Source organism: Curtobacterium sp. VKM Ac-2865, assembly GCF_015350905.1.
Taxonomy (GTDB): Bacteria; Actinomycetota; Actinomycetes; order Actinomycetales; family Microbacteriaceae; genus Curtobacterium.
This window is the reverse complement of sequence record NZ_JADKRZ010000004.1, coordinates 139924-152053: the sequence shown is the minus strand read 5'-3', so window position 1 is coordinate 152053 and position 12130 is coordinate 139924. Positions and strand designations below refer to the sequence as shown.

The 12130-nt window shown below is 72.7% G+C and carries 9 protein-coding genes; 4 read left to right on the top strand and 5 right to left on the bottom strand.

Annotated elements, in window-relative coordinates:
- Nucleotides 1-59 precede the first annotated feature (59 nt).
- Genes ITJ54_RS11490 through ITJ54_RS11480 form a run of 3 tightly spaced genes read left to right on the top strand, consistent with a single transcriptional unit; the run spans nt 60 to nt 1957 of the window.
- Nucleotides 60-515: a MarR family winged helix-turn-helix transcriptional regulator gene (locus ITJ54_RS11490; protein ID WP_194628388.1), complete on the top strand. Its 456-nt coding sequence runs from the start codon at nt 60-62 to the stop codon at nt 513-515.
- A 26-nt stretch (nt 516-541) separates the two neighbouring features.
- Nucleotides 542-964: an organic hydroperoxide resistance protein gene (locus tag ITJ54_RS11485; RefSeq protein WP_071278111.1), complete on the top strand. Its 423-nt coding sequence runs from the start codon at nt 542-544 to the stop codon at nt 962-964.
- 18 nt (nt 965-982) lie between these two features.
- A complete protein-coding gene (locus ITJ54_RS11480) occupies nt 983-1957 on the top strand; it encodes a zinc-binding dehydrogenase (RefSeq protein ID WP_194628780.1) in 975 nt (324 codons plus the stop codon).
- Nucleotides 1958-2147: 190 nt separating this feature from the next.
- Here the strand turns inward: ITJ54_RS11480 and ITJ54_RS11475 are convergent, their stop codons facing one another.
- The 5 genes from ITJ54_RS11475 to ITJ54_RS11455 form a co-directional block, all read right to left on the bottom strand.
- Nucleotides 2148-2618 (bottom strand): hypothetical protein, encoded by a 471-nt coding sequence (locus ITJ54_RS11475; protein ID WP_194628386.1) that lies wholly within the window; start codon nt 2616-2618, stop codon nt 2148-2150.
- 358 nt (nt 2619-2976) lie between these two features.
- A complete protein-coding gene (locus ITJ54_RS11470; protein WP_194628385.1) occupies nt 2977-3876 on the bottom strand; it encodes an NmrA family NAD(P)-binding protein in 900 nt (299 codons plus the stop codon).
- 87 nt (nt 3877-3963) lie between these two features.
- Entirely contained in the window at nt 3964-4950 is a 987-nt protein-coding gene (locus ITJ54_RS11465) for an NAD-dependent epimerase/dehydratase family protein (protein WP_194628384.1), read from the bottom strand.
- Entirely contained in the window at nt 4947-7670 is a 2724-nt protein-coding gene (locus ITJ54_RS11460) for an alpha/beta fold hydrolase (RefSeq protein WP_323741696.1), read from the bottom strand. The genes ITJ54_RS11465 and ITJ54_RS11460 overlap by 4 nt, the downstream gene beginning before the upstream one ends.
- Nucleotides 7667-8740 carry a 3-oxoacyl-ACP synthase III gene (locus ITJ54_RS11455; RefSeq protein ID WP_194628776.1) on the bottom strand — a complete coding sequence of 358 codons (1074 nt, stop codon included), beginning with the start codon at nt 8738-8740 and terminating at the stop codon, nt 7667-7669. The genes ITJ54_RS11460 and ITJ54_RS11455 overlap by 4 nt, the downstream gene beginning before the upstream one ends.
- Nucleotides 8741-9365: 625 nt before the next feature.
- Between ITJ54_RS11455 and ITJ54_RS11450 the strand changes: the two genes are divergently transcribed.
- A partial coding sequence (locus ITJ54_RS11450) for an Ig-like domain-containing protein (RefSeq protein WP_323741695.1) occupies nt 9366-12130 on the top strand: 2765 nt, incomplete at its 3' end.

Below are 12130 nucleotides of genomic sequence, written 5' to 3'. Positions count from 1 at the left end.
TCGCTCAGCAGGCGCTCGGAAAGGTTGTGCGCAACTCGGTTGTGTGCCACGGTGGAGTCATGCCCGTGACCGACGAGATGGTGTGCTTCTCCCTCTACGCAGCGACCCGCGCCACCACGCAGGCCTACCGCTCCATGCTCGAGCCCTGGGGGCTGACCTACCCGCAGTACCTCGTCCTCGTCACCCTGTGGGTGGAGGGCGACCAGACCGTCTCGGGTCTCGGCGAGCACCTGCAGCTCGACTCCGGCACCCTGTCGCCGCTGCTGCGCCGCATGGAGCAGTCGGACCTGGTACGCCGTGAGCGCCGCAGTGCCGACGAGCGCGTCGTCACCGTCACCACCGGCGAGCGCGGGCGTGCCCTGCGGGGTGAGCTCGCCGACATCCCCGGGCGGATCGCCGCCGGCACCGGGCTGCCCGACGAACGCGCCGCCGCCGAGCTCATCCAGACCCTGCACCGCCTCACCGAGACGATGCACGCCGCCGCAGCGCCCACCACGGCGCCGGCGGACCACTGACCCCACGAAGGAAAGGAACCTCCACCATGGACGTCCTCTACACCGCAGAAGCGATCTCCACCGGCGAGGGCCGGAACGGCCACGTCGCCACCAGCGACGGCCGCGTCGACCTCGACATGGCGATCCCGAAGGACATGGGCGGCTCCGGCAACGGCGCCAACCCCGAGCAGCTCTTCGCCGCCGGCTACGCCGCCTGCTTCCACTCCGCACTGCAGGGCGTGGCCCGCTCGCAGAAGGTCAAGGTCACCGACTCGTCCGTCGGCGGTCGCGTGCAGATCGGCCCGAACGGCCAGGGCGGCTTCCAGCTCGCCGTCATGCTCGAGGTCGTCATCCCCGGCATGGACCACGACCAGGCCCAGGCCCTCGCGGACGCCGCCCACCAGGTGTGCCCGTACTCGAACGCGACGCGCGGCAACATCGACGTCACCATCACCGTCTCGGAGGACTGACCCATGCCCGACTCCACCATGCGCGCCGTCGTCCACCAGACCTTCGCCGAGCCCGCCGACGTCCTGACCGTCGAGCAGCGCCCGGTCCCGCAGCCCGCCGCCGGCCAGGTCCTGGTCCGCACGGTCCTCTCCCCCATCCACAACCACGACCTGTGGACCGTCCGCGGCACGTACGGCTTCAAGCCCGAGCTGCCCGCACAGTCCGGCACCGAGGCGCTCGGCGTCGTCGAGGCCCTCGGCGAGGGCGTCACGAACCTCTCCGTCGGCCAGCGCGTCGCCGGCGGGACCTTCGGCGTCTGGGCCGAGTACTACGTCGCCGACGCGGCCGGGCTCATCCCCGTGCCCGAGGCGATGACCGACGAGTCAGCAGCCCAGCTCGTCTCGATGCCGTTCAGCGCCATCAGCCTGCTGCACTCGCTCGACCTGCACGAGGGCGACTGGCTCATCCAGAACGCCGCGAACGGCGCCGTCGGCCGCATGGTCGCGCAGCTCGCCGCCGCGCGGGGCATCAACGTCGTCGGGCTCGTGCGTCGCGCAGCCGGTGTCGACGAGCTCCGCGAGCAGGGCATCGAGCGCATCGTCGCCACCGACGCCGAGGACTGGCAGGACCAGGTCACGGCCATCACCGGCGGCGCCCCGATCGTCGCGGGCGTCGAGTCCGTCGGCGGGAAGGCCGCGGCCGACATCGTCTCGACCCTCGGCGAGAACGGCACGCTCGTCGTGTTCGGCGCCATGGCGTCGCCGACGATGGAGATCCCGTCCGGCGCCGTGATCTTCAAGCAGGTCACCGTCAAGGGCTTCTGGGGCAGTGTCGTGTCGCGGACCATGCCCGCCGACACGAAGCAGCAGCTCTTCGGCGAGCTCATCCAGCGCGTGCTGGACGGCTCGCTGACGCTCCCCGTCGCCGAGACCTTCGTCTTCGAGGACGTCCGCGACGCGGTCCGCGCCTCGGACACCGCCGGTCGCGTCGGCAAGGTGCTCCTGCGCCCGTAGCGTCTGGGACCCCGGACGGGAGGCCCGGTGCCAGCTGGCACCGGGCCTCCCGTCGTTCCCGGGGTGCGTGGTGCACCGCGTTCGCGCCTGTTCCTTCCCACACCGCCCGCGATGGCAGGTCGAAACGCGCGTTGGAGGTCGTTCCTTCCGACCTCCAACGCGCGGGATGACTCGCTCCGGGCGGTGTGACCTACTCGGCGTCGGGCTGCTGGTCGCGCAGGACGTCCCCGAGGGTCGACATCTCCGCCCCGTGGTCCGTGTACCGCCGGACTGTGCGTCGCGCGGCCGTGCGGGCGGCGCCGCTCAGGCGTTCGTTGCGGCGCGCGGCGTCGGCGACCCGGCCCGCGTGCCCCGCCGTCGAGAGCAGCACGTTCGCCAGCGCGCGGCCGGGGCCCGGGTCGGGGACGCCGCCGACGGACCACGCTGCCCGGACCTGGTCGTCCGGTGTCACCCCGCGGCGGGTGCCCATCCGGCGCCAGTCGGAGAGGACGCCCTCGGTTCGGTCGGCGGCTCGGTCGGCCTCGTCCACACGGCTGTGGTCCTGGGGCGCCGACGCTGCCGACTCGGCGCGGTCCCGCGCGGCGGAGTCGTCACCGCCGGCAGCGGCGATGCGGGCGGCGTGTGCGGCTGCGGCGGCAGCGATGACCTCGGACCTGTCCATCCGACGACCGTACCGCCGACGCCCGACGCCCGCTTCCCGACGCGAGCGTCCCGGTCCTGCTGCGTCCGCGTCTTCGGTTGCCGGGGTGGAGGCGAGACGCCGGCGTGTGGCTGCGAGACACCGGCGTCTGCGCGAGACACCGCCTTCGCCTCGAGACGCCGCCACTTTTCACTGCGTCTCGACGACCTCGAGGCGTCTCACCGAGACACCGGCGTCTCGCACGGCCGGGTACGTCAGACACCGGCGTCTCGGCACACCCGGGTACGTCAGACACCGGCGTCTCGGCACACCCGGGTACGTCAGACACCGGCGTCTCGCCAGGACACCGGCGTCTCGCCGACGCCGGGCGGTCAGGCGGTCAGGCCGCCAGGTGCGCGGCCAGGACGTCCTCGACCCTCGTCCACGGGTGAGGGCCGTAGCGGTCGTTGTCCACGTGGTGGAGCTCGGCCTCACCGCTGAACATGCTCACGAAGTACTGCATCCCCTGCCACGCCGGGAAGGGCTCGTCCGGGTCCTTCGACAGGCGCCGCCCGACCTTCGCCATGCCGGAGAGCGTCGTCGCCGTGCCCGCCCACTGCAGCCGGAAGGGCGTCCCGGTCAGGCGCGACATGGTGTCGGCGACGGAGCGGGCGGTGACCTGGTCCCCCGCGACCTCGACGACGCGCGGTGCGTCCGGGTCCAGGGCTGCCGCGGCGGTCACGCGCGCGACGTCGTCCTTCGTGGTGAAGTCGAGGACCTGGTCGGCTGACGACCAGAACAGCACGCGGCGGCGGTCGAACAGGATCATGGGCGCCTGTCCGGTGAGCATGTCGGCGAACGCGCCGTTGAGGATCGACGTGGCGCGGATCGGTGCCGCGTCGAGGGTGGCGGCGAACTCGCGGCGCAGCTCGAAGTTCCGGTTCGTCCCCGGGGTGATGGACCGGTAGTCGGCGGAGTAGTCGGACGGGATGAAGCGCGGCACGCCGGCCTCGACCGCGGCAGCGAGCAAGGCCGTCTGCGCGTCGACGATCACCGAGCGCGTGCCGCTGACCGCGGAGACGACGACCTCGACACCCGTGAGCGCCGCCACGAGGGCCGCTCGGTCGGTGTAGGCCGCGGTGACGACCTCGACGCGGTCGTCGCCGCCGTACTGCTCGGTGGCGGAGGAGCTGCCAGGGCGCGTGAGCACGCGCACCCGGGTGTCGAGGTCGAGGAGCGAGCCGACGATGCGGCCCCCGAGGTCTCCGGTGGCGCCGGCGACGAGCACGGTTGTTGTCATGTCCTCGACACTACGGACGCAGCAGACCTGGGGCACAGGGCACGAGCCTCCAGGCCGCACGACACGGCGTGGCGCGACGCGGGGACGTCAGCCCGCGAGTCGGCGCAGTCCCTCGTCGATCGACACGCTGGGCTCCCATCGGAGGTCCTGCCGGGTGCGTCGCTGGTCGAACCAGTGCGACGTCGACAGCTGCTCGGCCAGGAACCGTGTCATCGGCGGCTCGTCCTCACCCGGGCGGACGCGCCACACGGCCTCGACGAGGGACCCGGCGGCACGGGCGACGCCCGCGGGCACGTGCCACCGCGGGGCCGGCACGCCGGACGCCCGGCAGATGCCGTCGAGCAGGTCCGCGACCGGCCGGGGCTCCCCGTTCGTCACGACGTAGGCGTTGCCGTGCACCTCGTCGGCGTCGGCTCGGTCGAGCGCGGCGACCATCGCGGAGGCGGCGTTGTCGACGTAGCAGGAGTCGATGAGCGCGGCACCGCTGTCGAGCAGCGGGAGTCGTCCTCGTGCGGCTCGGTCGACGATCCGGCCGACGAGCTGCGTGTCGCCGGGCCCCCACACCAGGTGCGGGCGGACGGCCACGACGGCGAACCCGGGCGCGTCCGCGGCGAGGGCGAGCAGTTCCGCGGCGGCCTTCGTGCGGGCGTAGTCACCCCGCGCCTGCGCCGGGGAGGCCGGTGCGGCACCGTCGCCGGAGATCGACGACCCGGTGTGGGCGACCGAGGGCGACGACACGAACACGAACCGGGACACCCCAGCAGCCCGCGCCGCGGCCAGGAGCGTCCGCGTGCCCTCGACGTTCACCCGCTCGAAGTCGGCCGGGTCACCCGCGAGCGAGACCTTGGCGGCGAGGTGCACGACGGCCTCGACCCCGTCCACCGCATGCGCGACCGCAGCCGCGTCGGTCATCGTCCCGAGCACGTCCGAGACCCCGGACGCCGCTGGGACACCCGCGCCGGCCCGCCCGGACGGCCGACGCTGGAACGTGCGGACCTCGTGGCCGGCGTCCCGCACCGCGCTCGCGACGGCCTGCCCGAGGAACCCGCTGGCCCCCGTGACGAGGACCTTCACGGTCGCACCATCCGCCCGCCGCTGAGCACCGACGTCGCCCAGCGCGCCAGACGCGTGCGGTCGACCTTCGAGTTGTGCCGGATGTCGGTCGGCAGCACCGGCACGACGAGCACTGCGGCGACGGACACCCCCGCTGCCGCACGCACGGCCGCGGCGAGCTCCGACGAGGCCAGGCTCGGCTTCCGCGCTGCCGGTACGGTCTCGACGACCGCGACGACCTGCTGGGTGCCGCTGGGTCCGATGCCGGCGACGCCGACCCGTCCCACGCCCTGCACGCGCTCGATGCGCTGTTCCGGCCCGACGGGCGTCAGCACCCCCGACGGCGTGGTGATGACGTGCTGCAGCCGCCCCTCGACCCAGAGCTGCCCGGAGGCGTCGAGGTGGCCCACGTCACCCGTGCGGTGGCCGCGCGGGTCGGTCAGCCCGAGGCGCGACGCACGGTTCGTCCGCCACAGCCGGTCGTACGCCTGGCGCACATGCGGGGCCGCGACGACGATCTCGCCCGTGACGTCGGGCTCGTCGGTGAGCTCGCCCGACGGGACCCCGGACGCCGACAGCGGCGCGATGCGCACCTGCACGGACGCCGCAGGACGCCCCACGCAGACCCCTCCGGCACCAGCGCCAGCGCCGTCACCCACGGCGGCCGAAGCAGCCGCCCGGATCGCGGGCAGGTCGACGTCGGTCATGAGCAGCCCCTCGGTCATGCCGTAGGGGGTGTGCGCGCTGGCGTTCGGCATCAGCCGGGTCGCCGCGGTCAGCAGCGCCGCCGACACGGGAGCGCCCGCCGACAGGAACAACCGCACGCGGCCGAGCGCCGCCCGCTCGGTGGCGTCCAACGCCGACGCGGTGGCGACCACGTTCGCGAGCGCCGCCGGGGACAGGAACACCACGGTCGCGTCCGCAGCCGACACCGACGCGGCCACAGCCGAGGCGGTGAGCGTGCGCGGGGCGGTGACGTTCATGTCCGGCGCGACGGACCGGGCGCCGAGCGCGGGCCCGAGCAGCGCGAACGGTGCGAAGCCGGCGACGAGCCCCGTGCCGACCCCGATGCCGTACTGCGCCGAGAGCACGTCGCGGACGGCCCCGAGCTGCGCGTGCGTGTAGACAACGCCCTTCGCGGGACCGGTCGACCCGGACGTGAAGAGCACGGCCGCCGGGGTGTCCGACGGCGGGGCGTCCGGCAGCGCGGTGCCGCCGGCGAGACGACGGGCACCACGGCGTGCGACCCCGGCGAGCGTGTGCTCGACCCGGAGCGCCGCACGCGCGGGAGCCGGCAGCGCGAGCGTCGCGATCCGCCGACCGGGCCACCCGAGCGCCCGGGCGGCCGCCAGACCGGGCAGCGCCCCGATCACCCAGTCCGGCCGTGCGCCCTTCACGGCGCGTGTGAGGCCGCGCAGGCCGAGTCCGGCGTCCGCCACGACCACGGTCGCGCCGATGCGGATGCAGGCGTACAGGGCAGCGGTCAGGTCGGCACCCGGCGTCACGAGCAGCGAGACGCGGTCCCCCGGCTGGACGCCGACGTCGAGCAGCCCCGCTGCGACCTCGTCGACGCGTCGCGACAGCAGGCGCCAGCTGATCGTCCGGGTGCCGCCCGGCGTCGCCATCTCGACGAGGGCCGCGTCGTCCGAGTCGCGGAGCACGTCGAGCGCCGCCCAGAGCGGACGTGCGTCCCCAGCAGGAGCGGCCGGGAGGCTCGGCTCGTCCCCGGTGGGCACGTGGCCGTCCGGCAGACGGTCCCCCAACCAGTCGAACATCGTGCCGGCGACGTCGGCATCCTCCGGGAGGAGGTGGCCGGCACCCTCGAAGCGGTGTACGTCGGCGTGCGGGAGCCGGTCGGCCAGGTCGTCGAGGTACCGCTCCAGGAACACCGGGTCGCGCGGCCCCCAGAGCAGCAGCGCGGGGACGTCGAGCGCGGCCACGCCGGACGCGATCCGGTCGAGCTCACGGGCGCTCGGGTGCGCGGCGTCGACGGGGATGTCCGCGACGAAGCCGCCGATGCCACCACGCCGGGCAGCGCCGCGGTACGGGGCACGGAAGCCGTCCGCGACGGCCCGGTCGAGCTTCGGGTGCGCGATCGCCAGCGTCGTCTCGAGGAAGGCGGGCGTGACGACGGTGCCGCGGCCGAGGACCTGCGGGCGGAGCGCCAGGCGCAGCGGCGCCGGGACCGGGGCGTCGTCGGGCTGGTGCACAGCGGTGTTGCACGTCGTCACACCGACCACGAGGTCCGGGTGGTCGACGGCCCAGCCGAGGGAGACGACTCCGCCCCAGTCGTGACCGAGGGTGACCACGGGCCCGGTCAGCCCGAGCTCGTCCGTCAGTGCACCGAGGTCCGCGACGCGCTGCGGCAGGCCGCGGAGGACCCCGGTGCGCTCCGAGAAGCCCATGTCGAGCTGGTCGACGGCGACCACGCGCCAGGCCGGCCCGCCGGCGGCTGCGACGTCGAGCGAGGTGCGGAGCACCGACCGCCACAGGTAGGACCACGTCGGGTTGCCGTGCACGCACAGCAGCGTGCCGACCGGTTCCACGCCGAGCGCGGCCAGGGACCCGGCCGTGTCGAGGAGGTGCCAGGTGCGCTCGGAGTGATCCGAGCCTCCCGACCGGACCGCGCGGTCTGTCGGCACCGTGACCAGGCGCGACCACGCGGGGTCGAGGCCGGGCAGCGAGGGCGGCTGCGTCGCCGGAGCGGTGCTCGCGGCGACGCGGGGCAGCCCCGATGTCACCAGCGGAGTTCCATCATCGCCGTGTTGATGCCGGAGCCGACCCCGCCGAGGAAGACGCGGTCGCCGGGGCGGATGCGTCCGCTCGCGACCTCGTCCGCCAGGGTGATCGGGATCGACGCCGGGCCGACGTTGCCGAAGCGCTCGTACGTGGTGGGGACCTTGTCGCGCGGGACGCCGATGGCCTCGACGAAGGCGTTGGTGTGCACGTCGGAGACCTGGTGCAGGACGTAGCGGTCCATGTCCGCCCAGTCGAAGTGGGCGCGGGCCTCGTTCCAGGCCGCGACGACGAGCTCCATGCCGCCCTTGAGCAGCATCTTGGCGTCCGTGAACATGCCGTCGACGCTGCCGACGCACAGGTCGTACCACTGGGTCGCCGCACGGGTGACGCCGCCGACGATCCGGTGTCCACCCGGGTGCATGTCCGCCGGGCCGAGCACGGCGGCGGCAGCGCCGGAGCCGAGCGTCAGGCTGGCGAACTCGCTCATGAAGTCCTTGCGGTTCCGGCCGCCCTGGTTCAGGCGCTCGATCGTGTTGAGCTGCACCTGGTCGGCGTCCTCGCCGTCGACCACGAGTGCGTACTTGATCTGCCCGGAGTCGATCATGCCCGCGGCGACGCTCATGGCGTTGACGAACCCGAGGCAGGCGTTCGCGATGTCGAAGTTGATCGCCGACGACGGCAGTCCGAGCCCGTGGTGCAGACGCACGGCGACCGAGGGCTCGAGGTGCGGACGGGTGACCGACGTGTTGATGAGCAGGCCGACGTCCTCCGGCTTGATGCCCGCCTCGGCCATGGCACGGCGTCCGGCGTCGATGGCGGCGTCCTGGAACGACTGCCCCTCACCCCAGTTGCGACGCTCCTTGACACCGGCCACGCGCTCGAGCAGCCCCATCGGCAGACGCAGGCGTCGGAGCACCCCGCGGAGCTTCTCCTCGATGTCCGCCGAGGTCGTCACCCGCTCGGCCACCGTGGTCGCGACCGAGAGCAGCGCGACGTTGTCGTGCCTCGCCGTCGCGTTGCCGGGCCGCTCGGTTTCAGTGGTCGTCGACTCGTCGACCGGCCGTTCCGTCATGATCGTCACCGATACATACTTCCGCATCCGGCCTGGATGCGCGATCCGGATGCGCTCGGTGGTCCGTTTCCCGGGAGTGAAGCATTGCGTTCGTTATTGATATTTCGTATGCTGATGCTCACACCCGAGGATCGGAGATCGCATGCCCCCGCTGAACAAGACCACCACCGCCGCCGCGCTCCTGCTGGCCTTCGCGCCGTTGGCCGTGCCCGACATGGCCGCCGCGACGGAGGCCACGGTCGAAGCGACTTCCACCGAGGACGGCACGGCGCCGGTGTCGGCTGGCGAGGCATCAGAAGCGGCGGCGGCGCTTCCGGAGCCCGTCGACGAGACCGCCCCGGCGCCGGGACCGACGGCGCCTGTGCCAGTGCCGGAGCCGCCGACAGAGCCTGAGCCATCAGCAGCACCGAAGGGGCCCGCTCCCACTCCCACGCCCACGCCCACGCCCACGCCGAGCGTCGCTCCGGATGCGGCGCACGAGTCCGCCGAGATCGCTCCCAGCGCGACCGACGTGACGCTGGTCGCGGAGGGCGGAGGTACCTTCAGAGCACTACCGGGGCAGCAAGTCGACGACTTCTCATCGTTGAACCTCAAGAACCGCGGGTCTGTTGCTATCCCCTCTCGGGTGCTGGACCTCACGTGGACGATCACCGGCCCCGCCACCTTCCCGGCGCGCCTTCCCTACGCGGTCTCCAACTCCGGCACCGCCAACGTGGTGGGCTGCACGTACAGCGCCGACCGCAAGACGAACACGTGCACCAACGCGAACCCGCACCCGTTGAACCTGGGCGGGGCGAACTACGCGCACATCCGTGTGCCCTTCAAGGTCGACGCTTCAGCCATGCCAGGGGACACGATCACGCTCGTCGGCTCCGTCGCGCCCAACCCCGGATCCGACCTCGAGAACACCAGCGACCAGACCTCCACGACACTGGTGATCACCGTCGACCTCACCCCTGCGGTCATCGACGTGCCCGCAGGGAAGGTCGGCCCGAAGCCGGTCATCCACGGGCGGGGCGTCCCTGGTGGGACCATCGACCTGACCGTCGGCGACCAGCAGCTCGTCACCGTGCCGGTCGAGGACGACGGCACATGGAGGTTCCCCGTGACCGAGGCCCTCGCTGAGGGGCCGGTCACGGTCACGGCCATCCAGCACCGCAACGACATGACGGCGAAGCCGACCACCGCGACCCTCGACGTCGACGCCACTGCGCCGAGCGCCCCGACCGTCGACGACCCCGGAACGCTCGCCGACCCCACCGGTCCGATCACGGGCAGCGCCGACCCCGGCTCCACGGTCATCATCCGCGACGAGGACGGCAACGAGCTCGGGCGCGGGGTCGCGAAGGACGACGGGTCGTTCTCCGTCGAGCTGGACGCACCGCTGCCCGAGGGGTCGACCGACCTCGAGGTCGTCGCTGCGGACGCCGTCGGCAACGAGTCCGAGGCGACCAGCGCGACCGCGATCGTCGCCGACACGACCCCGCCAGCAGCACCCGAACTCGACCGTCAGGACCTGGCGACGCCCACGGGCCCGGTCACCGGCACCGCCGAGCCCGGCTCCGTCGTCGTCATCCGCGACGAGGACGGCAACGAGCTCGGTCGTGACATCGCGAACGACGACGGCGACTTCGCAGTCGATCTCGACGTGCCGCTCGACGAGGGCGACCATGACCTGGTCGCGGTGGCGAAGGACGACGCCGGCAACGAATCCGCCCCGACGCCGGTGACGGTCACCGCTCCGGACGTGACGGCACCCGACGCCCCGATCAGCACGACGCCTGAGTACCTGGCCGACGGCAGCGGTCCCTTCACCGGGTCTGCTGAGCCCGGCTCCACCGTCATCATCCGCGACGAGGACGGCAACGAGCTCGGCCGCGACGAAGCGAACGGCGACGGTCAGTTCGAGATCGTGCTCGACCAGCCGCTCTCCGACGGCGCGCATGAGCTCGAGATCGTCGCGCAGGACACGGCCGGGAACGTCTCGAACCCGACGCCGATCACGGTCGACGTGGACGACGCCGCTCCGAACCCGCCGGTCGTGACGAGCCCGTCGGACCTGTCCGACGGGAAGGGCCCCATCACCGGGACCGCCGAGCCCGGGACAGTCGTCATCATTCGCGACGAGGACGGCAACGAGATCGGCCGCGACACCGCGAAGGAGAACGGCGACTGGACCGTCGAACTCGACGAGCCCCTCGCCGACGGGTCCCACGACCTCGAGGTCATCGCCTCCGACAAGGCCGGGAACGTCTCCACGCCGACCCCGACCACGGTCGACGTCGACACGATCGCGCCCGACGCGCCGGTCGTGACCAGCCCGTCGGACCTGTCCGACGGGAAGGGCCCCATCACCGGGACCGCCGAGCCCGGCGCGACCGTGGTCATCCGCGACGAAGAGGGCAACGAGCTCGGCCGCGACACCGCGAAGGAGAACGGCGACTGGTCCGTCGAACTCGACGAGCCACTCAAGGACGGCAAGCACGACCTCGAGATCGTCGCCGAGGACACGGCCGGCAACACCTCCGACCCGACGAAGACCACTGTCGACGTCGACACCGAGGCCCCCGACGCCCCGAAGGTGACCAGCCCGGCTGACCTCGCGGACGGGAAGGGTCCGATCACCGGGACCGCCGAGCCCGGGACGGCGATCGTCATCCGAGATGAGAACGGCGACGTCATCGGCAGCGACACCGCCGACGAGAACGGCAACTGGACCGTCGAACTCGAGGAGCCACTGAAGGACGGGTCCCACGACCTGGAGATCGTGGCTTCCGACAAGGCCGGCAACACCTCCGACCCGACGGACACCACGGTGGACGTGGACACCAAGGCGCCCGACGCCCCCATCGTGACCAGCCCGTCCGACCTGTCCGACGGGAAGGGCCCGATCACGGGTACCGCTGAAGCCGGCGCGGTCGTCGTCGTCCGCGACGAAGACGGCAACGTCATCGGGCAGGACGAAGCCGACGAGAACGGCAACTGGACCATCGAACTCGACGAACCCCTCACCGACGGCAAGCACGACCTCGAGGTCGTCGCCTCCGACAAGGCCGGCAACACTTCCGACCCGACGGACACCACCGTCGACGTCGACACGAAGGCACCCGACGCACCGAAGGTCACCAGCCCGACCGACCTCGCCGACGGGAAGGGCCCCATCACCGGCACCGCCGAGCCCGGCGCGACCGTCATCATCCGCGACGAAGACGGCAACGTCATCGGACAGGACGAAGCCGACGAGAACGGCAACTGGACCGTCGAACTCGACGAGCCGCTGAAGGACGGGTCCCACCACCTCGAGGTCGTCGCCTCCGACAAGGCCGGGAACAGCTCCACGCCGACGGACACCACCGTCGACGTCGACACGAAGGCACCCGACGCACCGAA